A 23,226-nucleotide genomic window follows, 5' to 3' on the forward strand; every position below is an offset into this window, starting at 1 on the left:
GGTTATTGCAGCCTCTCCCTCGTCCCTTCGCACAATCGAGTAAGCTGACGCCTACTCGATTGGCATACTTTGTACACCATCTCGCTTGACAGATCGATGATGTACATTCGCCAAATGCAGATTCTTGTGCAAGCACAAATCTGCACTTGGCTCATCGTATACACAAAAAAATGGATGCAGGAGAAACTCTCCCACATCCATTTTCTAATTTTGCATTTAAGCCTGCGGTCCAGCAGATACAAGTGCTTTACCAGCAGCATTTCCTTCGTATTTAGCGAAGTTCTTAACGAATCTTGCAGCAAGATCCTTAGCTTTTTCTTCCCATTCAGAAGCATCAGCATATGTGTCGCGAGGATCAAGGATTCCTGAATCAACGCCCGGAAGTTCTGTAGGTACTTCGAAGTTGAAGTAAGGAATTTTCTTGGTCGGTGCATTTAAGATGTCTCCGTTCAGGATTGCATCGATGATACCACGAGTATCTTTGATAGAGATACGTTTTCCTGTTCCGTTCCATCCTGTGTTAACGAGGTAAGCTTTTGCTCCGCTCTTTTCCATCTTCTTAACAAGTTCTTCTGCATATTTTGTCGGATGCAGTTCAAGGAATGCCTGTCCGAAGCAAGCAGAGAATGTTGGTGTCGGTTCTGTGATTCCACGTTCTGTACCGGCAAGCTTAGCTGTGAATCCAGACAGGAAGTAGTACTGTGTCTGTTCCGGCGTCAGTACAGATACCGGTGGAAGTACTCCGAAAGCGTCTGCAGACAGGAAGATTACATTCTTAGCTGCCGGTGCAGAAGAAACCGGACGTACAATATTTTCAATGTGGTTAATCGGATAAGATACACGTGTATTTTCTGTTACACTCTTATCAGCAAAATCAATTTTTCCTTCAGCATCAAGAGTTACGTTCTCAAGAAGAGCGTCACGTCTGATTGCGTTGTAGATATCTGGTTCAGATTCTTTGTCAAGGTTGATAACCTTAGCGTAGCATCCACCTTCAAAGTTGAATACTCCGTTGTCATCCCAGCCGTGTTCGTCATCACCGATGAGGAGACGCTTCGGGTCTGTAGAAAGTGTAGTTTTACCTGTTCCTGAAAGACCGAAGAAGATAGCTGTGTTTTCGCCGTTCAGATCAGTGTTTGCTGAGCAGTGCATAGCAGCGATTCCCTTAAGTGGGAGGTAGTAGTTCATCATAGAGAACATACCTTTCTTCATCTCTCCGCCGTACCATGTATTAACGATAACCTGTTCTTTGCTTGTGATATTGAATAAAACAGCTGTTTCAGAGTTAAGTCCAAGTTCTTTGTAATTTTCAACTTTAGCTTTAGAAGCGTTGTATACTACGAAGTCTGGTTCGAAGTTCTCAAGTTCCTCAGCTGTTGGTTTGATGAACATGTTTGTCACAAAATGAGCCTGCCAGGCAACTTCAACGATGAAACGGATTGCCATACGTGTATCTTTGTTAGCGCCGCAGAATGCATCTACTACATAAAGTTTCTTGTTAGAAAGTTCTTTCTTGGCGATCTCCTTTACAGCTTCCCATGCTTCCTGTGAAGCCGGGTGGTTGTCATTCTTATATTCGTCTGAAGTCCACCATACAGTGTCTTTAGAGTTTTCATCAACTACGATGAATTTGTCTTTAGGGGAACGTCCGGTGTATACACCTGTCATTACGTTCACAGCACCAAGTTCGCTGACCTGACCTTTTTCAAATCCTTCAAGACCTGCTTTTGTTTCTTCTTCAAACAGTAATTCGTAAGAAGGGTTGTGCACGATTTCTGTTGTTCCAGTAATACCATACTTGCTTAAATTGATTTCTGCCATTGCAATTAACCTCTTTCTCCTAATTCTAGTTAAATGGTTAAATGATAAAAGCTGTGAGCGCAGATTTTATCATCTGATGAAGTAAAATTCTTCACCCATTTACCATAATTATACATAATTACGCAATAAAATCAATAAAAAACCGATATTTCTTGAAAAAATTGTTTAAAAAATAACGAAATCCGAAAAAGAAAAAGGCAGTCCACTTTTGGCTGCCTTGAAATTATTGTATATTCTGCAAAATATAAAGAAAAAATCTGTCAGGATTTCTTCCCGGGAGGTCTGCTTAGTCGTCAGTTTCCAACGAGTCAGACGGATGTTCGCGGTAATTCTCCGGAAGATACAGGTGAACGGTCTCAATCCGGTTTTTGTCGAGCTTTTCTACGACCATACGGATTCCATCTTCGGTGACAACGGAGTCACCAGCTTTCGGAAGGCGGTCCAGCTTTTCGATGATAAAGCCTCCGAGAGAATCATAATCTTCCGATTCCAGATTCAGCTCCAGGGAATCATTGAGATCGTCAAGATTAGTAGAACCCTCAATAATATATTCGTGTTCGCCTACCGCTTTGATATTTTCTTCTTCATTCTCATCATATTCATCGTGGATCTCGCCAACAATCTCTTCAAGAATATCTTCCAGGGTGATCAGACCGGATGTTTCACCGTATTCATCCAGGACAATTGCGATATTGAATGAGGCCTGGCGCATTTCAACAAGAAGCTCGGAAATGCTCTTGTATTCATAAGTGAAGTAGGCTTCACGGAGAATGTCTTTAATCTGGAACTCACTTTTCTTATTGTCATAAAGAAGAAGATCTTTCATATTGATCGTTCCGACAACATTATCCTTTGTCTCCTGGTAAACCGGAAGACGGGTGAATTTGTCTTCCCGGAACAGGTCGATCAGTTCATCGTAACTGCTGTCAATATCAGCAAAAGTTACGTTGACACGGGGAACCATGACGTCTTTGGCAATGGCATCACCGAGATCAAACACATTGTAGATCATCTCTTTTTCATCCGATTCGATCACGCCGTCCTGATGGCTGACATTTACCACGCTTCGGAGTTCAGCTTCGGTCATGGTATTGTCTTTGGCATTCGGATCGATGCGAAGAAGCATCAGAAGACCGGTGGAGAGACCATTTACAATGAAGATAATCGGAGTCATGATCTTCATAAAAATATTGATAACCGGTGCGTAGAAAAGAGACATCTTCTCAGCATGAATGGTTGCCATTGTCTTCGGAGTAATCTCTCCGAAAAGGATGATGAGAAGCGTCATAAGCCCACTTGCGATCGCGACGGCGGTTCCACCAAGGCGGTATGCGATTGTGGTGGCAAGGGAAGCTACCGCAGTATTAACAATGTTGTTGCCGATGAGGATCGCGCTAAGCATTTTACCTGAATTCTCAGTTACGGCAAGTACGGCGCTGGCACGCTTGTTACCCTCGTCTGCAAGGGCACGCATCCGGATTTTGTTGTAGGTTGTAAGTGCTGTCTCGGCTGACGAAAATATGCCGGATAAGAGCAGCAGGACTAGCAAAATAAGTATTTGCGAGACACTCGAGTCCACAGTTAAAAATCACTCCTTTTTGAAAATATTGATAAAATTTCTATGTTATGCCTTACTATATCGCATTTCACTTAATTTTGCAAGAGCGCGTTGAACTTGCATATTTTTTGGTGTATCATATGATGTAAGTTCCAAAATTTATTTTTGACACTTACATCATATGAGGATGATATTAAAACGTGCTTTGGCACGTAGTAACTTCTATTTGGCGGGAGGTCCAATGGCAATTTCCTGTTAAATAAAAAAAGAAGAATGGCATAGAATATTTATAGATACTAGGAGAAGAGAATGGAACAGAATTTTGAGACATGTTTGTATAATGTGGTCGATGCAGCCAAAATACAGAAGGATGAACCGATGAAGAAGCATACAACCTTCCGAATCGGTGGTCCGGCAGATTATTTTATCATGCCATCGAATGAAAAGGAACTGGCAGAGGCAGTCCGGGTGTGCCGGAAATTTTTGATACCTATATATATAGTAGGAAATGGAAGTAATCTTCTGGTTGGAGACAAAGGTTTCAGAGGCGCGATCATCCAGCTTTATAAGAGTATGGGAACATTTCAGGTAGAAGGAAATCAGATTACGGCGCAGGCAGGATGTTCGCTTGCGCAGATTGCAAATGCAGCACTTGATGCAGCACTGACCGGATTTGAGTTCGCAGCGGGTATTCCGGGAACGCTTGGCGGAGCGGTTGTGATGAACGCCGGTGCGTATGGCGGAGAGATGAAGGATGTACTGACGAGTGTCAGGGTTATGACAGAAGAGGGCGAGATCATGGAGCTTCCGGCAGAAGAACTGGGACTGGGATACCGTACAAGCATTATTCCGGAGAAAAGATATATCGTTTTGGGTGCTGTGATTTCGCTTACAGAAGGCAAAAAAGAAGAAATAAAAGCGCAGATGGATGACCTACGTCAGAAGCGGGTATCGAAGCAGCCGCTGGAGTATCCGAGTGCAGGCAGTACCTTTAAGCGTCCGGAAGGATATTTTGCAGGAAAACTGATCCAGGACAGCGGACTGAAAGGATTTACAGTAGGTGGAGCGCAGGTTTCTGAAAAGCACAGTGGATTTGTGATCAATAAAGGAAATGCGACAGCGGCTGATGTGATGGAGCTGATCCGTCAGGTAACAGCGAAAGTGAAAGAAGATACCGGTGTTACGATGGAACCGGAAGTGAAACAAATAGGAGAATTTTAGGGATGAGATTCGTAATTGTAACGGGAATGTCCGGAGCAGGGAAAAGTACAACTTTGAAAATGATGGAAGACATGGGATATTTTTGTGTGGATAACATGCCGATTCCTTTAATGACAAAACTGACAGAACTTTTGATCGTTCCAAATGGTGAGATCACGAAGATCGCTCTGGGACTTGATATCCGCAGTGGTCAGAATCTGCGTGCACTGGACCAGGTTCTGGACGAACTTGAAAAAGCCAAGATACCACTGGAGATTCTTTTCCTTGAATCGAATGATGATACACTGGTGAAAAGATATAAAGAGACAAGAAGGAACCACCCACTCTCAAAGGGCGGCAGAATTGAGAACGGGATCGCCAAAGAACGTAAGAAGATTGCCTTTTTAAAAGAAAGGGCAGATTACATCCTGGATACAAGCCGGATGCTGACCAGGGAGCTGCGCAGTGAACTGAACCGTATTTTTGCCGAGAATAAAGAATACAAGAATCTCTACATTACCGTGTTATCTTTCGGATTTAAATATGGAATTCCGAGTGATGCAGATCTGGTATTTGATGTCAGATTCCTTCCGAATCCGTATTATATTGATGAACTTCGCCCGCAGAGTGGCAATGATAAGCCGGTCAGGGATTACGTGATGAATAACGATATTTCAAAAGAATTCCTGAAGAAGCTGGTGGACATGGTTGAGTTCCTGATTCCGAATTATGTCGCAGAAGGAAAGAACCAGCTTGTGATCGCAATCGGATGTACCGGCGGAAAACACCGCTCCGTGACACTTGCCAATGAGTTGTATGAACGGCTGTCTGTGGCAGAAAAAGAGTACGGTGTAAGAAAAGAGCATCGTGATATCGAGAAAGATGCAATTACGAAAGCAAAATAGGTGATAGTATGTCTTTTTCTGGAAATATTAAAGAAGAAATATCGCGCCAGCTAAGTCCGGCAAGGCATTGCCAGATTGCAGAACTTGCAGCGATCATCAGCATGTGCGGGGCTGTCATGATCGACAGCAGAGGTCAAGCAGCACTTAAGATTCATACGGAAAATCTGGCAGTTGCAAGAAAAAGCTTTACTTTATTGAGAAGAACGTTTAATATAGTGGTTGATATCGCTATTCGGGTGAACCGGGAAAAAGGCAGCAGCTACTATTATATAGTTGTAAAAAAACACGAAGATGCTGTCAGGGTTCTTCAGGCGGCAAAGCTGATCAATCCTTATGGAGAGGTGGAAGAAGAGCTTTCTGTAGTTAAGAATGTCGTGATTCAGGAAACTTGCTGTAAGCGGGCTTTCTTGCGTGGCGTTTTTCTTGCATCGGGATCTATGAGCGACCCGGAGAAGTCCTATCATTTTGAAATTGTCTGTGCGTCGATGGGAAAAGCACAGCAGATTCAGAAGATAATGAGATGCTTTGCTCTGGATGCAAAGATTGTATCAAGGAAAAAAACACTTGTGGTTTATCTGAAAGAAGGAGCTCAGATCGTGGATGTGCTGAATGTGATGGAGGCACATCAATCACTGATGGAGCTTGAGAATATCCGCATATTGAAAGATATGAGGAATACGGTGAACCGAAAAGTGAACTGCGAGACTGCGAATATCAATAAAACGGTTTCCGCTGCTGTAAAGCAGATTGAAGATATAAGGTATATTGAGGAAACAAAAGGACTCGATAAGCTGCCGGAAGGATTGAAGGACATGGCCCTTACAAGACTTACATATCCGGAGGCATCTTTAAAAGAGTTAGGCGCACTTCTGCAAAATCCGGTAGGCAAGTCCGGAGTGAATCACAGATTGCGCAAGTTAAGTGAAATGGCGGAAGAGATAAGGGCTAAGCAAGGAGGAACATTATGATCAAAAAACCTGTTAAGATTCAATTGTCCGAGGGATTAGACGCCAGACCGATTGCGCTTCTTGTTCAGGAAGCTAGTCAGTATTCAAGTTCGGTATATATTGAAGTTGACCAGAAGCAAGTCAATGCAAAGAGCATTATGGGGATGATGAGTCTGACACTGCTGCCGGGAGAGGAAATCACCGTTGTTGCGAACGGAACAGATGAAAAGGAAGCGGCAGCTGGTATTGAAAGGTTTCTTGTGAACGTTAAGAACAGATAATTGCATAAAACATTGAAGAGTCTGCCAAAAGCAGGCTCTTTATGCTATAATGCATGTATCTGTAAGGAGCTGTGTGGACAGGTCTTACAGAGGAAAGAACAGATAACAGGAGGACGGACGTATGAAAAAAGCATTGTTTATTTATAATCCGAATGCAGGAAAGGGACTTTTAAAACCGAAGCTTTCTGATATTATTGACATTATTGTAAAAGCAGGATATGAAGTGGTTGTATATCCGACGCAGAAATATAAAGACGCTTATTATAAAGTAAAGACATTTACAGAGGAGTACGACCGTGTGATCTGCAGTGGTGGCGACGGAACACTTGATGAGGTCGTAACCGGAATGATGAAGAGAGAAAAAAAGATTCCGGTCGGTTACATCCCGACAGGAACGACCAACGACTTTGCGAGCAGTCTGCATATCCCGAAAAATCTTCTCCAGGCGGCAAGTACAGCAGCCGAGGGAAGAGAATTCCCTTGCGATATCGGACGATTTAACGGAGATGTGTTCGTATACATTGCAGCATTCGGACTCTTCACGGATGTATCTTATGAGACAAAGCAGGAAATGAAGAATGTTCTGGGACATCTGGCATATGTGCTGGAAGGAGCAACCAGAATTTTTGATATCCCGTCATATAAATTAAAAGTGACACATGACGGAGAAACGATCGAGGACGAATTTATTTATGGTATGGTGACGAATTCCAAATCTGTTGGCGGTTTCCGTAATATGATCGGAAAGAATGTGGTCTTTGATGACGGAGAATTTGAGGTTACCCTGATCCGGACACCGAAGAATCCAATCGCGCTTCAGGAGATCGTCGGGGCGCTTCTGAGCAGCCAGATCAATACGAAGCACATTTATTCATTTAAGACAGGTGAGATCCATTTTGAATCAGTGGAAGAAATCCCGTGGACGCTGGATGGAGAGTTCGGCGGCGAGCACGACAGTGTCTGCATCAAAAATGCGAAACAGGCACTTAAAATCGTAGTTCCGGAAGAGGAGCAGTAAAAAAGCAGTAAAAAATAAAAAAAAGGCTTGTCAAATGAAAAGAAGTACGCTATACTAAGCAAGTGAGTTAGCAAGACAGCTAATGAACGTACATCTGGCCCCCTGGTCAAGCGGTCAAGACGCGACCCTCTCACGGTCGAATCAGGGGTTCGATTCCCCTGGGGGTCAGCCTATAAAAGCCTTTAACAGAGAAGTGGAGGAATACAAAATGTTAGTTTCAGCAACAGAAATGTTAAAAAAAGCAAAAGCAGGTCATTACGCAGTAGGACAGTTTAATATCAACGATCTTGAATGGACCAAAGCAGTTCTGACTGCAGCTGAGGAATTAAGATCACCGGTTATCCTTGGTGTGTCTGAAGGTGCAGGAAAATACATGGCTGGATACAGAACAGTTGTAGGAATGGTAAATGGAATGATCAAAGAGATGGACATTTCAGTTCCGGTTGCACTTCATCTTGATCATGGTAGCTATGAAGGCTGCCTGAAATGTATAGATGCAGGATTTTCATCAGTTATGTTTGACGGATCTCATTATCCGATCGAAGAAAACATTGAGAAGACTACAGAACTTGTTAAACTTTGCCATGGAAAAGGACTTTCTATCGAGGCAGAAGTTGGTTCTATCGGTGGAGAAGAAGATGGTGTTGTAGGAATGGGCGAATGCGCAGATCCTAAGGAATGCAAGATGATCGCAGACCTTGGCGTTGATTTCCTTGCAGCAGGTATTGGCAACATCCATGGAAAATATCCGGCAAACTGGAAAGGACTCAGCTTTGAGACTCTTGCAGCAGTTCAGGAGCTCACAGGAGAACTTCCGCTTGTACTTCATGGAGGTACAGGAATTCCGGATGATATGATTAAGAAAGCGATTGACCTTGGAGTATCTAAGATCAATGTTAATACAGAATGTCAGCTGGTATTCGCAGAAGCTACCCGCAAATACATTGAAGCAGGAAAGGATCTTGAAGGAAAAGGATACGATCCACGTAAACTTCTGAAACCAGGTGCAGATGCAATCGTTGAAAAAGTAAAAGAGAAAATGATTCTGTTCGGTTCTGACGGAAAAGCTGAATAGTCTGATTTTTGATAATATCATGGACAAAGGCGTCCGAAGAAAACGGTATAAAAGGAGTTTTGCGTAAGTGCAAGACTCCTTTATTTGAATCAAAAAACGACCGTTTTGTATGAGTAGTAGAAAATGAGTAGTAGAAAAGAGAGGTACATGGGATGAGCGAATGGATTAGTGTAGCAGAAATATTTGGAGAAAACGTCTTCAATGATGCTGTTATGCAGGAAAGACTTCCGAAGAAGACTTACAAAGAGCTGAAAAAGACGATCGAAGAAGGTAAAGAGCTTCAGGCTGCAACAGCAGATGTTATTGCACATGAGATGAAAGAGTGGGCGATTGAAAAGGGTGCCACTCACTATTCGCACTGGTTCCAGCCTCTTACAGGAGCAACAGCTGAAAAGCATGATTCGTTTATTTCAGCACCGAAGTCAGATGGAAAGATCCTGATGGAGTTTTCGGGAAAAGAGCTGATCAAAGGAGAACCGGATGCATCTTCCTTCCCGTCAGGAGGACTGCGTTCCACATTTGAAGCAAGAGGTTATACAGCGTGGGATTGTACATCGCCTGCATTTGTTAAAAAGAGTCCGGATGGGAAAAGATCGATTTTATATATACCGACAGCATTTTGTTCCTATACCGGAGAAGCACTGGATCAGAAGACACCTCTTCTTCGCTCTATGGAAGCAATCAACAAACAATCCATCCGTCTTCTGCGTCTTTTTGGAAACACAACGTCCCAAAAGGTTACACCATCTGTTGGAGTTGAGCAGGAATATTTCCTGGTAGACAGAGAAAAATATCTTAAGAGAAAGGATCTTGTATTTACAGGACGTACATTATTCGGGGCAAATCCTCCGAAGGGACAGGAACTGGATGACCATTATTTTGGTGCGATCCGTGAGAGAATCGCAGCATTTATGACTGATGTCAATGAAGAACTCTGGAAGATGGGTGTATCTGCAAAGACACAGCACAACGAAGTAGCACCTGGACAGCATGAGCTTGCGCCGATCTATGCACAGTGCAACGTAGCAGTTGACCATAATCAGCTGATCATGGAGACGCTGAAGAAAGTGGCATATCGCCATAATCTTCAATGCCTGTTACACGAAAAGCCGTTTGAAGGTGTAAATGGTTCCGGAAAGCATAACAACTGGTCACTGGTTACAGATGATGGGATCAACATTCTGGATCCGGGAAAGACACCTCATGATAATATTCAGTTCCTTCTGGTTCTGACCTGTATTCTCCGTGCAGTAGACCTGCATGCAGACCTGCTCCGTGAATCTGCTTCTGACGTAGGAAACGATCACAGACTTGGAGCAAATGAAGCACCGCCGGCAATTATTTCCGCATACCTCGGAGAACAGCTTGAAGACGTGCTTGCACAGCTTATTGATACCGGAGAAGCTGCACACAGCTTAAAAGGCGGCAAATTACATACCGGTGTAAGTACGCTCCCGGATTTTGCAAAGGATGCAACTGACAGAAACCGTACTTCGCCATTCGCATTTACAGGAAATAAATTTGAGTTCCGTATGGTAGGATCCAGAGACTCGGTGGCAGCACCGAACGTAGTATTAAATACAATCGTGGCTGAGTCCTTCTCTGATGCCTGCGATGTGCTCGAAAAAGCAGAAGATTTTGATCTTGCAGTCCATGATCTGATCAAGGAATATGCATCCAAACATCAGAGAATCGTATTCAATGGCAACGGATATTCTGATGAGTGGGTGAAGGAAGCCGAAAGAAGAGGACTTCCGAATATTAAGACCATGGTAGAGTCTGTTGAATGTCTGACATATGACAATACGGTTGAAATGTTTGAAAAATTCGATGTATTCAGCCGTGCAGAACTGGAATCCCGTGCAGAGATCAAATATGAGGCATACTCAAAGGCAATCAACATTGAAGCACGTTCCATGATCGATATTGCAAGCAAGCATATTATCCCGGCTGTGATCCAATATGTAACTTCGCTGGCTAATTCGATCAACCAGGTAAAACAGGCAAGCGCTGTAGCATATACAGGTGTACAGGAAGAGCTTCTTGTACAGTCGGCTGATCTTTTGAAAGACACAAAAGAAGCACTCAGAGCACTGGAAACTGTTGTGGCAGAAGTACCGGAGACAGAAGGAAAAGAACAGGCATTCTTCTTCATGCAGAAAGTTGTACCGGCAATGGAAGCTTTAAGAAAACCAGTGGATGAACTGGAAATGATCGTCAATAAGAATATGTGGCCGATGCCTTCTTACGGAGATCTGCTGTTCGAGGTCTAAGAAGTGACTGGTATAAATGTTGAAAAAGAAGTTGAAAACTTATGAAGTTTTGTGAAAATATACACAAATTAAAAAATTGGTCTTGAAATTTGAAAGAAAAAAGAGTATCGTAAATATATCTTAAATAACAGAGATCACAATGAACGAGGAAGTTCCACAAAGTGGAGTTTCCTCGTTTTTTTGTGTATACGATGAGCCAAGTGCAGATTTGTGCTTGCACAAGGATCTGCATTTGGTGAATGTACATCATCGAGCTGTTAAGCGAGATGATGTACAAAGTATAAGAATCGAGTAGGAGTCAGCCTACTCGATCGTTAGAGAAAGGAAGGTAATTATGAGTAGTGAATGGTTAAGCGTGGCAGAAATTTTTGGCGAAGATGTTTTTAACGATGCAGTAATGCAGGAGAGACTTCCGAAAAAAGTATACAAAAAATTAAAACAGACAATTGAAGAAGGAAAAGAGCTGGATCTTGAGACAGCAGATGTAATTGCACATGAGATGAAAGAATGGGCAATCGAAAAAGGTGCAACCCATTATACACACTGGTTCCAGCCACTGACAGGAGTTACTGCTGAAAAGCATGATTCCTTCATCTCAGCTCCGCTTCCAAGCGGAAAGGTTCTGATGAGCTTTTCCGGAAAAGAACTGATCAAAGGGGAGCCGGATGCTTCTTCTTTCCCGTCAGGCGGACTTCGTGCTACATTTGAAGCAAGAGGATATACAGCATGGGATTGTACATCACCGGCATTTGTAAGAAAAGATGCAGCCGGAGCGATCCTTTGCATCCCGACAGCATTCTGCTCTTACACAGGTGAGGCACTGGATGAAAAAACACCGCTTCTCAGATCTATGGAAGCAATCAACAAAGAATCCATCAGACTGCTTCGTCTGTTCGGAAATACAACATCAAAGAAAGTAACACCTTCTGTAGGACCGGAGCAGGAATACTTCCTTGTTGATGCAAAGAAATTCTTACAGAGAAAAGACCTTATTTACACAGGACGTACACTTTTCGGAGCAATGCCGCCGAAAGGACAGGAGCTTGACGATCACTACTTTGGAACGATCCGTCAGAGGGTTGCTTCCTATATGAAAGATGTCAACGAAGAATTATGGAAACTCGGCGTTGCAGCAAAGACACAGCACAACGAAGTGGCACCTGCACAGCACGAACTTGCACCGATCTATGCAGAGGCCAATATTGCAGTGGATCACAACCAGATCATCATGAAGACACTGAAAAAGGTAGCATGCGAGCATGGACTGAAATGTCTGCTTCACGAGAAACCGTTTGCAGGAGTCAACGGATCTGGTAAGCATAACAACTGGTCTATCACAACAGATGACGGAATCAATATGCTGGATCCGGGAAAGACACCTCATGAAAATGTACAGTTCCTTCTGGTACTGGCATGTATCCTGAAAGCAGTTGATGTACACGCAGATCTGCTTCGTGAATCGGCTGCCGATCCGGGAAATGACCACAGACTTGGAGCAAACGAAGCACCGCCGGCAATCATCTCTATCTTCCTTGGAGAACAGCTTCAGGACGTTGTAGAACAGCTTCTCAGTACAGGTGAGGCAACACACAGCCTGAATGGTGGAAAGCTGCAAACAGGTGTAACAACCCTTCCAGATCTTACAAAGGATGCAACCGACAGAAACCGAACTTCCCCATTTGCATTTACCGGAAATAAATTTGAATTCCGTATGGTAGGTTCCCGCGATTCCATTGCAGGATCAAACGTAGTACTGAATACAATCGTAGCAGAGGCATTTGCAGAGGTATGCGATGTCCTGGAAAAAGCAGATGATTTTGATACAGCTGTACACAGCCTGATCAAAGAATATCTGACAGATCATCAGAGAATTATCTTCAACGGCAACGGATATTCTGACGAATGGGTAGCTGAAGCAGAAAAGAGAGGACTTCCGAATATCAAGTCCATGGTAGAAGCAATCCCGGCACTGACAACTGACAAAGCGGTAGAACTGTTCGGAAAATTTGGTGTATTTACCAAGGCAGAGCTGGAATCCCGTGCAGAGATCAAATACGAGAACTATGCAAAGGCAATCAATATCGAAGCAAAGGCCATGATCGATATTGCTGCAAAACAGATCATTCCTGCAGTTGTAAAATATACAAAAGAGCTTGCAGATACGGTTCTTGCAGTAAAAGAAGCCGGAGCAGATGCATCTGTACAGGCTGAAATGCTTGCTGACATCTCAGGACTTCTGACAGAAACAAAGGCTGCCCTTAAGAAACTGGAAGCAGTCACAGAAGAAGCAGCAGGAAAAGAAGAAGGAAAAGTACAGTCTGAATTCTATCACTTCAGCGTGGTTCCGGCTATGGAAGGCCTCCGTACACCGGTAGATGAACTGGAAATGATCGTGGATAAAGAAGTATGGCCAATGCCTTCTTACGGAGATCTTTTATTTGAAGTTTAGAAAATACATATAAAATTCTTATAGAAATTTAAGGACCTTAGACTTGGAAAGAAGCAGAAATTATGCTACTCTAAGTCTGAGGTTCTTTTCTATATCCGGAAATTTATTTCCGGATATAGAAAGCCTCCGGCGGGATGTGCACTGTGATACAGGGAAGATGTTGCGGGTAATGGACCAAGGCACATTTTTGTATCAGAATGATGTTGGGGTCAAAAATCCTCTTGCAAGCAAGTTTGCATTGGATTTCTGACCTTTTGACCCTGGTATCATCAGAATATAATTATAAACAATGAAATAATGAGAATAGAGGAGAAAGAAAGATGACGAAAGCAGAGTTCCTTGAAAAACTGAGAATTGAACTTTCTTCCGGTGTGACACCACAGGTGCTGCAGGAGAATCTGAACTACTACGGTCAGTATATTGATGATGAGATCCGAAAAGGAAGAACGGAGAGTGAGGTACTGGCGGAACTTGGAGATCCGTGGATTCTTGCGAAGACGATCGTGGATGCGCAGAGAGAAGAAAGTGTAGAAGATGTGATCTATGATTCGGATGGAAGGACCTACAGAGGCAACAGCAGCACAGAAGAAAGCAGCAATATCCATGTGTGGAGCCTGGACAGCTGGTGGAAGAAACTTCTGCTGATTCTTGTGGTTGTGGCTGTGATTGTTGTGATCTTTGCGGTGATAAGTGGGATTGTAAGCCTGATCGCACCGGTACTGATTCCTCTTCTGGTGATCATACTGCTGGTCAGAATGCTGAGAAGGCGATGGTAATTAAAAAAGCCGGATGTATAAGATTCTTCTGCAATGAAAAGAAGCTTATGCCTCCGGCTTTTTGATTATATGTTCTATATGGCAGGTTCAAGTACTTAAAAAGGATCTGCCTGTTATATAACGTTAAACGCTCGATAGGGGAGCTATCGAGCGTTTGAGGGGAGTATAAATAATTAATAAGGGGTTGTAGAAAATAAATCTCTACACGACAAAGTATAATATAAACCGATTTAAAAATCAAGATAAAAATAAAAATGTATAAAAATACGAAAAGGATAGATACTATGTTTGTACAAAAAAATGTCAGGAGGAATTATCAATGGCAAAAAATTATAATGCTTCAGAAAACAGTACAAACAAAAATTCATATGGATCCAATAAGAATGCGTATGCTGAAAATGCTTCCGGCAAGAATCAGTCAAATAAAAATTCAGGCAATAAAAATGCATCCGGTAAAAATACGACTAACCGGAATGCAAAGAATGCATATGAATCAGACCGTAATGCATATGACAGCTCAAAGTCCTGCCATAACGAAAGTGATAAGTATTAAAAAGTGCAAAGCAGTTAAGAATGGAAAAGCAGCGGTTTGGATTCCGCTGCTTTTCTATTTTTGGTGTAGCAATCTGGTTCCTTAAAAAAAATTGTGGTACAAGCGCACTACTTGACAAAAGGCAACCGAAAAACGTAATATAGTTTATAACAGATTGCAGAGTAGAGAAAGGAAAAAGAATGGAAAAGATGGAGCTGATAGCACCCTGCCATTTCGGAATGGAAGCTGTTCTGAAGCGGGAAGTGCTGGATTTAGGATATGAGATATCAACAGTAGAAGACGGAAGAGTATGCTTCTGGGGAGATGCACAGGCGATTTGTGATGCGAACGTGTTCCTCCGGACAGCAGAGAGAATCCTTCTTAAGGTTGGTTCGTTTAAAGCAGAGACGTTTGATGAATTATTTGAGAAAACAAGAGTACTTCCGTGGGAGAATTATATTCCAAAGAACGGAAAGTTCTGGGTGACGAAGGCTGCATCTGTAAAGAGTAAGCTGTTCAGCCCGTCAGATATTCAGTCGATCATGAAAAAAGCCATGGTAGAAAGGCTGAGACGGATCTACGGGATAGAATGGTTCCAGGAGGATGGACCGGCTTACCCGATCCGTGTATTTCTGATGAAAGATATCGTGACGATCGGGATTGATACCTCCGGTGTATCTTTACATAAGAGAGGTTATCGTCAGATGACTGTAAAGGCACCGATCACAGAGACACTGGCATCTGCACTGATCATGCTGACACCGTGGCACAAGGACCGGATCCTGGTAGACCCTTTCTGCGGAAGTGGAACATTTCCAATCGAAGCGGCTTTGATGGCAGCTAATATTGCACCGGGGATGAACCGTTCCTTTACAGCAGAAGAATGGGTGAACCTGATTCCGAAAAAGGCATGGTATGATGCAATGGATGAGGCAAATGATGTGATCGACCGGAAGGTACAGGTTGATATTCAGGGATATGACCTGAATCCGGAGGCAGTAAAAGCAGCAAGACAGAATGCCAAAGATGCAGGCGTTGACCATCTGATCCATTTTCAGGAAAGAGCGGTAAAGGATTTAAGCCACCCGAAGAAGTATGGCTTTATCATTACCAATCCGCCGTATGGCGAGCGACTGGAGGATAAAAAGGATCTGCCGCAGTTATACCGAGAATTCGGTGAGAGTTTTAAAAAGTTGGATAGCTGGTCTGCATATATGATCACCAGTTACGAGGATGCAGAGCGTTATTTCGGAAGAAAAGCAGATAAGAACCGGAAGATATATAATGGTATGCTGAAGACCTATTTCTATCAGTTCTTAGGTCCGAAACCACCGAAACGCCCAAGAGAACCAAGACAGTAAGAGAAAGAAGAATTTACAGATGAAAATAATTTTTGCAACGGGTAATAAGAATAAAATGATAGAGATCCGTCAGATCTTGCAGGATCTGGGGATGGAGATCCTTTCTATGAAGGAAGCCGGGATTGATATTGATATCGTAGAGGATGGAAAGTCCTTTGAGGAAAATGCGATGATCAAAGCCGCAGCGATTGCAGAGCTGCCGGAAGTGAAGGCAATGGATGCGATTGTGCTGGCAGATGATTCCGGACTGGAAATCGATTATCTGAATAAAGAGCCGGGAATCTATTCTGCACGTTATGCAGGAACCGATACTTCGTATGATATCAAGAACAGCCTCCTGCTTTCGAGAATGAAGGGCGTACCGGATAAGCAGCGTACAGCAAGGTTTGTCTGTGCGGTGGCAGCAGTATTTCCGAACGGGGACAAAGAGGTTGTCCGTGGAACGATGGAAGGATGTATTGGTTACGAAATCGCCGGGGCAAATGGATTTGGCTACGATCCGATCTTTTTCCTGCCGGAATACGGTTGCACCTCGGCAGAGCTTGCACCAGAAAAGAAGAATGAACTCAGCCACAGAGGAGAAGCGCTTCGGATGATGAGACAGATCATGGAGAAAAAGTTATGAGAGTATTGATTATTAGTGATACACATGGAAGACATACTGCATTTGACCGGGCAATCATGGAAGCTGGAAAGATTGATTATCTGGTGCATCTCGGGGATACAGAGGGCGGAGAAGATTATATTGAGGCATTCTGCGGATGTCCGGCGTATATACTGGCTGGGAATAATGATTTCTTCTCACGCAATCTCCGGGAGATGGAGATTTATTTTGGCAAGAAAAAAGCATTTATGGCACATGGACACCAGTATTCGGTGTCTCTTGGTGTAGAGCGGATCCTGGATGAGGGAAGATCGAGAAATGCAGATATCGTGATGTTTGGTCACACACACAGACCGTATCTGAAAAAGTTTGGTGATATTACAGTGCTGAATCCGGGCAGTCTGTCATTTCCACGGCAGGAAGGCAGAAAAGGCAGTTATATTATTATGGAGATGGATCGGGACGGGAATACGGAGTTTACGATTCATTATCTGGATTAGAGTAGGTGGCACGTATTTCTGCTAAAAAAGGGCAAAAATGCGTGTCTTTTACAAGAAAAAGAAAAATAAAAATTTCTTTAAAAAAATTTAAAAAACATGTTGACTTTTTGAAAACCTTGTAATATAATAACTTTTGTCGTCACGGAGATGACAAACAGATAAACAACGGGGTGTGGCTCAGCTTGGCTAGAGCGCCTGGTTTGGGACCAGGAGGTCGCAGGTTCGAATCCTGTCACCCCGATGTGATCTGCGGGTGTAGTTCAATGGTAGAACACCAGCCTTCCAAGCTGGATACGTGGGTTCGATTCCCATCACCCGCTTACACTGAGAATCCAGTGTTGTGTGTTTGTAGCTCAGTTGGATAGAGCAACGGCCTTCTAAGCCGTGGGTCGGGGGTTCGAATCCCTCCAAGCACGTTTATATGGTGGGTATAGCGCAGTTGGTTAGCGCGCCAGATTGTGGCTCTGGAGGCCCAGGGTTCGAATCCCTGTATCCACCCTTTAATCTATAATATTTGAAAGAAATGGCAAGCAGAAATGCTCGCATTTTTTTTATGATAGACATTGCAAGAATGGATATCATAAAAGTCTCCGGCAGGATATGAGAGCTTTGGCAGATTCGGGATGCTGTAAGTTAAGCGATTGTCGCAGGCGCGGGAATGTGCCATGGCGCATTCTATGTCAAGACATAAAGATAATGGGTCATCGCCAAGCGGTAAGGCACAGGACTTTGACTCCTGCACTCGCTGGTTCGAATCCAGCTGGCCCAGTTACGGGCGTGTAGCTCAGGTGGTAGAGCACTTGACTTTTAATCAAGTTGTCCGGGGTTCGAATCCCCGCACGCTCACTTATTTAGTCCCATGGTTTTCTGTGGGACTAAAAAAATGCGGATGTGGCGGAACTGGCAGACGCGCTAGACTTAGGATCTAGTCTCTACGAGGTGCAGGTTCAAGTCCTGTCATCCGCATTTAGTTAAACATAACAAAACCAGTTATATTATATATAGAAGTAATAGAGGAACCTTTACCAAAAAGGTTTCTTTTTTTGCTTTTTTTATGGATTTTAAGGAAAAAGCGGAAAAAGAAAAGAAAAAGCAGTATTTAGATATTTCTGTTGAAAATATCCGGATCGAGATCGTCTCTTTTACAGATTCCAACTATATGTTAATATAATCATATGGTAACTGTTCAGAGCCAAGCAAAATTTCATAAAACAGGTGTAAAATGCTTGCATTTTTAAGACTGTTTTTGAAATTTTATTTGGCGGATACGCCACACCGACGAAATGCGTAGCATTTTGGAGGTTGGCTCTGAACAGTTACATCATATGAACATTCTCCTTTCGGAACATTTTCATCCAATGAAAGGAAGAACTTCTAAAAAAACAGATGAAAAAGAAACTGGAGAATAACTAAAGCATGGATAAATGATAAACGGTGAGTACCGCTTTTATTGATTACATTGCGGCAATAAATACATGTAACAGGGAAATTTTAACAAAGTAAGAGGGACGAAAGAATGAAAATATTAAGTGTCACAGCCCAGAAGCCGGACAGTACCGGAAGCGGTATCTATCTGACGGAACTGGTCAGAGGATTTAAAAAAAAGGGAATCACACAGTCAGTGATCGCGGGAGTTACAAAAGCTGATCAGGTATGTCTTCCGGAGGGGGTAAGCTTTTATCCGGTATATTTTGAATCGGAGCAGTTACCGTATCCGATCACGGGAATGTCGGACGAGATGCCGTATCCGAGTACCAGGTATTCAGACCTGACAGAGGAGATGACGGAAACGTTCCGGAACGCATTTGGCGAGGTACTGAAAAAAGCAGTGGAGGAGTTGGATCCGGACGTGATCCTGTGTCACCATCTGTATCTCCTTACAGCGATTGTAAGAGAGCTGTTTCCTGATAAAAAGGTATATGGAGTATCCCATGGATCCGACCTGCGGCAGATCCGCAAGACAGAACAGAACCGGGAATACATTTTACAGAGAATTCCTGCGCTGGATGGGATTTTTGCATTGCATGAGGAGCAGAAAGAGATGATCTGCGGAATTTACGGGGAGCATATCAGAGAGAAGGTACGGGTGATCGGAACCGGCTATAACAGTGATGTTTTCCGGCAGGAGATGGGGGCTTCACAGGGAGAAGAAAAAGAGCTGAGACTAATCTTTGCCGGAAAGATCTCGGAGAAAAAGGGTGTGAAAAGTCTGATCCGTTCGTTGGATTATCTGAAGGATTCCGGTCTTATTATTTCTCTGGAACTGGCAGGAGGTGCCGGGGATGAGGGCGAATATCAGGAAATCCGGGAGCTTGCCGAAAAGTGTCCGTTTGCAGTTACCTTTGCCGGGAAGATCACACAGCAGGAGTTGGCGAAGAAGATGAATCAGAGTGATGTGTTTGTACTGCCATCTTTTTATGAAGGTCTTCCGCTTGTGATCATTGAGGCTCTGGCATGTGGTACCTATGTGATCTGTACAGATCTACCGGGGATCAGGAATTGGATCGATCAGAATCTTCCGGATAATGGTGTGGTTTTTGTAGAGCCGCCAAGAAGAGTGAATGAAGATGAACCTGTGGAAGAAGAACTTCCGGTATTTGAAAAGAAACTTGCCGGAGCCATCGAAGGGATCGCAAAATATCCTGGATCCAAGCCGGAGAAGGAGCATCTGGGGCAGATTTCGTGGGACGGACTTTGTGCGCATCTTATGCAGATATTTGAGCAATAGAGTGTTTATCGGAAAACTCTATAATTGAATTTCTGCATGTAAATTATCAATTATTTTTTTGTAAAACAACATGTTAAAATGAAGAAAAGAGAAATGAAAAGGCATTTTAACAGGAGGTTATTAACAGTTGATAATTGATATGCATATGCATGAGATGCGTTATTCGGGGGATAGCTTTTTAAGATTGGAGAACATGGTAGAGATCGCAAAGCGCAGAGGACTTGATGGAATCTGTATTACGGATCATGACAGTATGGGACTGAAGGAATTTGCGGCAGAGTATTCGGAGAAAACAGGATTTCCGATTTTTGTCGGAATTGAATTTTATTCCCTGCAGGGAGACATTGTAGCATTTGGAATTGAGGATTATCCAAAAGAGAGAATCCCGGCACAGGAGTTTGTAGATCTGGTACAGGCACAGGGCGGTATGTGTTTCAGTGCCCATCCATTCCGCAATAATAACAGGGGACTGGAAGAGAACCTGAAGATTGTAAAGGGACTTGATGGAATCGAAGTGCTGAACGGCAGCACACTTTACGAGGCAAATCGAAAGGCGGCAGAATATGCGGCTGAGCTTGGAATTGCAACAGTTGGATCAAGTGATTGTCATGTGCCGGAGAAGCTGGGACTTTATGCAACGTATTTTCCAAGAGAGATCCGTTCGGTGCAGGAACTGATCCGGAGTGTAAAACGATGCGAGACTCTTCCGGTGTATTATAAAGAGGGTGGATATTATCTCTGGGATATGAAAAATCCGATTGATGCGCCGTTTCATATTTACGAGCAGGAACAGATGGTGTGTGCCGGTTAATGTAAAAAATGAGAACAGATATGAAAAAATTAAACGCTTTTTTTATTGAAAGTGTGTTATTTCCATAGTATTATTAAGAGTGGAAATTAAGGGGGCTGGAATGTAATATTTCCAGCTTTCTTATTTAACAGGAAATTCTGTAGGAACTTCCTACCGAATAAAAGACACTATGTGCCGGAGAATCTTTTCAATCACCAATTACAAGGAGGAACTAACATGAAAGACATAGTAATTTCAGATGCAGTAAAATATATCGGAGCAGATGATAAGGATCTGGATCTCTTTGAGAGCCAGTACATCGTTCCAAACGGAGTATCCTACAACTCTTATGTGATCCTGGACGAGAAGATCGCAGTTATGGATACGATTGATACGAGAAAGACAGACGAATGGAAAGAGAATCTGGAGAGGGTGCTGGATGGAAGAACACCGGATTATCTGGTTGTATCTCATCTGGAACCGGATCATGCCGGAAGCATCAAAGAATTTGCAGATAAATATCCGGAAGCCAAGATCGTGGCAAGTGCAAAAGCTATTGCAATGCTTCCACAGTTCTTTGAAATCGCAGATCTGGCAGACCGTGCAGTTGCGGTAAAAGAAGGTGAAGAACTTTCCCTTGGAAGCCATACCTTTCAGTTCTTTATGGCTCCGATGGTTCACTGGCCGGAAGTTATGGTTGAATACGAAAAGTCTGAGAAGATTCTGTTCTCAGCAGATGGATTTGGTAAATTCGGTGCGCTGGATGCAGATGAGGACTGGACTTGTGAAGCAAGAAGATACTACTTCAATATCGTAGGCAAATACGGTGCACAGGTACAGGCGCTTCTGAAAAAAGCAGCGACTCTGGACATTCAGACGATTTGCCCGCTTCATGGACCGATCCTGAAAGAAAATCTGGGATACTATATCGGAAAATACATGACATGGAGCAGCTATGAACCGGAAGATGACGGGGTACTGGTTGCTTATGCATCGATCCATGGCAATACCAAGAAGGCAGCAGAGAAGATGAAAGAAATCCTGGAAGCCAAAGGTGCAAAGAAGGTAGCGATCACTGACCTTTCCAGAGATGATATGGCAGAGGCAATCGAGGATGCATTCCGCTATGACAAGCTGGTTCTTGCAGCAGCTTCCTATGATGCAAGTGTGTTCCCGTGCATGGAGACTTTCCTGAACAAATTGACCAATAAGAACTACCAGAACCGTAAGATCGCAATTATCGAGAATGGTTCCTGGGCTCCGACAGCAGCACGTGTGATGAAAGGTTATGTAGAAAAGATGAAGAAGATCACTCTCTGCGAAAAGACGGTTACGATCAAATCTACGATGAAAGATGCAGATGTAACTGCAATGGAAGAACTTGCAGATGAACTGCTTGCGTAAGAAACGGAAAGAATGAGATGATAAAGTTAAAAGAGACTACAATGAGGAAAACCTGGGTGGTATGTCTTCTTGCAATGGTCTGCTGTGCGTTATGGGGAAGTGCTTTTCCTTGTATCAAGGTTGGCTACCGGCTGTTTCAGATCGATTCAGCTGATACCGCCACGCAGATTCTGTTTGCAGGGTGCCGCTTTACGATTGCAGGCATTATGGTTATTTTGTTTGGATCGATCCTACAGGGACGTTTTCTGAAAGCGGGGAAGGGAGATCTTCCGAGAATCGGAAAAATCTGTCTTTTACAGACGGTGGTCCAGTATTTTTTCTTTTATGTAGGACTTGCACATACGACCGGAGTCAAAGGATCGATCGTTGAGGCATCCAATGTATTCCTTGCAATCCTTGTTTCAAGCCTGATCTTTCATCAGGAGAAACTGGATCAGAAAAAAGTGCTCGGATGTATCGTCGGATTTGCAGGGGTGGTTCTGATCAATCTGAGCGGAAGCAATGTGGATATGAGCTTTAATCTGACCGGAGATGGATTTATTTTTATCTCTGCGATCGCTTATGCATTATCTTCTGTACTGATCAAGAAGTATTCAGCCAAATCTGATCCGGTGATGTTAAGCGGATATCAGTTTACTGCAGGCGGGCTCGTGATGATCCTGATCGGATTCGTGATGGGTGGAAGAATCCATACGGCAAGTATGCCGGCAATGATTCTTCTGATCTATATGGCGCTGATTTCTGCAGTTGCATACACACTGTGGGGAATCCTGTTGAAATACAATCCGGTATCCAAGGTATCGATCTTCGGATTTACGAATCCGGTATTTGGGGTGATCCTTTCCGCGATCATTTTGCGTGAGGGAAATGTATTCGGAATGAAAGACCTGATCGCACTGGTGCTGGTTTCTATCGGAATCCTGATTGTCAACTGGGCGAAACCGGTGGGAGAAAAAGAAAAAGGAATGAACTAAGATGGAACCTGTTTTAAAGGAGGACACCTG

At 43.4% G+C, this 23,226-nt stretch carries 19 protein-coding genes and 8 tRNA genes; 25 read left to right on the forward strand and 2 right to left on the reverse strand.

All coding sequences use genetic code 11. The annotated features are described in order from the left end of the window. Window positions 1-216: 216 nt before the first annotated feature. A complete protein-coding gene (gene pckA, locus PGZ10_RS09200) occupies window positions 217-1,821 on the reverse strand; it encodes a phosphoenolpyruvate carboxykinase (ATP) (RefSeq protein WP_008372665.1) in 1,605 nt (534 codons plus the stop codon). Window positions 1,822-2,107: 286 nt separating this feature from the next. Next, window positions 2,108-3,400, reverse strand: a complete 1,293-nt coding sequence (locus PGZ10_RS09205) for an HlyC/CorC family transporter (RefSeq protein WP_270541209.1) — start codon at window positions 3,398-3,400, stop codon at window positions 2,108-2,110. 288 nt (window positions 3,401-3,688) lie between these two features. Here PGZ10_RS09205 and murB point away from each other — a divergent pair, with 288 nt between their 5' ends. The 25 genes from murB to PGZ10_RS09330 all read left to right on the forward strand — a co-directional run bounded on the left by murB (window position 3,689) and on the right by PGZ10_RS09330 (window position 23,196). Continuing rightward, entirely contained in the window at window positions 3,689-4,600 is a 912-nt protein-coding gene (gene murB, locus PGZ10_RS09210; RefSeq protein WP_117823387.1) for a UDP-N-acetylmuramate dehydrogenase, read from the forward strand. 2 nt (window positions 4,601-4,602) lie between these two features. Continuing rightward, window positions 4,603-5,484, forward strand: coding sequence for an RNase adapter RapZ (rapZ, locus tag PGZ10_RS09215; protein WP_022219977.1), 882 nt, complete (start codon window positions 4,603-4,605; stop codon window positions 5,482-5,484). Between the two features lie 8 nt (window positions 5,485-5,492). Beyond that, a complete protein-coding gene (gene whiA / locus PGZ10_RS09220; RefSeq protein ID WP_117823389.1) occupies window positions 5,493-6,452 on the forward strand; it encodes a DNA-binding protein WhiA in 960 nt (319 codons plus the stop codon). Further along, the gene (locus PGZ10_RS09225; protein ID WP_117558570.1) at window positions 6,449-6,712 is read left to right on the forward strand and encodes an HPr family phosphocarrier protein; all 264 of its coding nucleotides are present in this window, start codon (window positions 6,449-6,451) and stop codon (window positions 6,710-6,712) included. The genes whiA and PGZ10_RS09225 overlap by 4 nt, the downstream gene beginning before the upstream one ends. A gap of 121 nt (window positions 6,713-6,833) precedes the next feature. After that, entirely contained in the window at window positions 6,834-7,730 is an 897-nt protein-coding gene (locus tag PGZ10_RS09230; protein WP_117823391.1) for a diacylglycerol/lipid kinase family protein, read from the forward strand. Window positions 7,731-7,826: 96 nt separating this feature from the next. Further along, window positions 7,827-7,898: transfer RNA gene (locus PGZ10_RS09235), tRNA-Glu, on the forward strand. Window positions 7,899-7,938: 40 nt separating this feature from the next. Next, complete coding sequence (fba, locus tag PGZ10_RS09240) at window positions 7,939-8,805, forward strand: class II fructose-1,6-bisphosphate aldolase (RefSeq protein ID WP_022219974.1); 867 nt, start codon at window positions 7,939-7,941, stop codon at window positions 8,803-8,805. A 152-nt stretch (window positions 8,806-8,957) separates the two neighbouring features. Then, the gene (locus PGZ10_RS09245; protein WP_117823392.1) at window positions 8,958-11,078 is read left to right on the forward strand and encodes a glutamine synthetase III family protein; all 2,121 of its coding nucleotides are present in this window, start codon (window positions 8,958-8,960) and stop codon (window positions 11,076-11,078) included. Window positions 11,079-11,412: 334 nt separating this feature from the next. Further along, window positions 11,413-13,527, forward strand: coding sequence for a glutamine synthetase III family protein (locus PGZ10_RS09250; protein WP_270541210.1), 2,115 nt, complete (start codon window positions 11,413-11,415; stop codon window positions 13,525-13,527). 320 nt (window positions 13,528-13,847) lie between these two features. Then, the gene (locus PGZ10_RS09255) at window positions 13,848-14,303 is read left to right on the forward strand and encodes a DUF1700 domain-containing protein (protein ID WP_117834894.1); all 456 of its coding nucleotides are present in this window, start codon (window positions 13,848-13,850) and stop codon (window positions 14,301-14,303) included. A 319-nt stretch (window positions 14,304-14,622) separates the two neighbouring features. Then, window positions 14,623-14,856 (forward strand): hypothetical protein, encoded by a 234-nt coding sequence (locus PGZ10_RS09260; protein WP_022219969.1) that lies wholly within the window; start codon window positions 14,623-14,625, stop codon window positions 14,854-14,856. 179 nt (window positions 14,857-15,035) lie between these two features. Next, entirely contained in the window at window positions 15,036-16,196 is a 1,161-nt protein-coding gene (locus PGZ10_RS09265; RefSeq protein ID WP_117823400.1) for a THUMP domain-containing class I SAM-dependent RNA methyltransferase, read from the forward strand. A 19-nt stretch (window positions 16,197-16,215) separates the two neighbouring features. Continuing rightward, entirely contained in the window at window positions 16,216-16,821 is a 606-nt protein-coding gene (rdgB, locus tag PGZ10_RS09270; RefSeq protein ID WP_195251722.1) for an RdgB/HAM1 family non-canonical purine NTP pyrophosphatase, read from the forward strand. Further along, window positions 16,818-17,300: a metallophosphoesterase family protein gene (locus PGZ10_RS09275; protein WP_117823404.1), complete on the forward strand. Its 483-nt coding sequence runs from the start codon at window positions 16,818-16,820 to the stop codon at window positions 17,298-17,300. Before rdgB ends, PGZ10_RS09275 begins: the two co-directional genes overlap by 4 nt. 166 nt (window positions 17,301-17,466) lie before the next feature. Beyond that, window positions 17,467-17,541: transfer RNA gene (locus PGZ10_RS09280), tRNA-Pro, on the forward strand. Between the two features lie 8 nt (window positions 17,542-17,549). After that, window positions 17,550-17,620, forward strand: a tRNA-Gly gene (locus tag PGZ10_RS09285). Between the two features lie 22 nt (window positions 17,621-17,642). Then, window positions 17,643-17,716: transfer RNA gene (locus PGZ10_RS09290), tRNA-Arg, on the forward strand. An 8-nt stretch (window positions 17,717-17,724) separates the two neighbouring features. Then, window positions 17,725-17,798: transfer RNA gene (locus tag PGZ10_RS09295), tRNA-His, on the forward strand. A 199-nt stretch (window positions 17,799-17,997) separates the two neighbouring features. Further along, a tRNA-Gln gene (locus PGZ10_RS09300) sits at window positions 17,998-18,069 on the forward strand. A gap of 4 nt (window positions 18,070-18,073) precedes the next feature. After that, window positions 18,074-18,146 (forward strand) — tRNA-Lys (locus PGZ10_RS09305). A 39-nt stretch (window positions 18,147-18,185) separates the two neighbouring features. Further along, a tRNA-Leu gene (locus PGZ10_RS09310) sits at window positions 18,186-18,266 on the forward strand. Between the two features lie 550 nt (window positions 18,267-18,816). Continuing rightward, window positions 18,817-20,028: a glycosyltransferase family 4 protein gene (locus PGZ10_RS09315; protein WP_270541211.1), complete on the forward strand. Its 1,212-nt coding sequence runs from the start codon at window positions 18,817-18,819 to the stop codon at window positions 20,026-20,028. 127 nt (window positions 20,029-20,155) lie between these two features. Next, window positions 20,156-20,839 (forward strand): PHP domain-containing protein, encoded by a 684-nt coding sequence (locus PGZ10_RS09320; protein WP_117558582.1) that lies wholly within the window; start codon window positions 20,156-20,158, stop codon window positions 20,837-20,839. Between the two features lie 216 nt (window positions 20,840-21,055). After that, complete coding sequence (locus tag PGZ10_RS09325) at window positions 21,056-22,222, forward strand: FprA family A-type flavoprotein (RefSeq protein WP_270541212.1); 1,167 nt, start codon at window positions 21,056-21,058, stop codon at window positions 22,220-22,222. A gap of 17 nt (window positions 22,223-22,239) precedes the next feature. Further along, window positions 22,240-23,196 (forward strand): DMT family transporter, encoded by a 957-nt coding sequence (locus PGZ10_RS09330; protein WP_173685669.1) that lies wholly within the window; start codon window positions 22,240-22,242, stop codon window positions 23,194-23,196. The last annotated feature ends 30 nt before the right edge of the window (window positions 23,197-23,226 follow it).

The sequence above is a fragment of the Coprococcus sp. AF102-57 genome (assembly GCF_027686195.1).
In the GTDB taxonomy this organism is placed as follows: domain Bacteria; phylum Bacillota; class Clostridia; order Lachnospirales; family Lachnospiraceae; genus Allocoprococcus; species Allocoprococcus comes.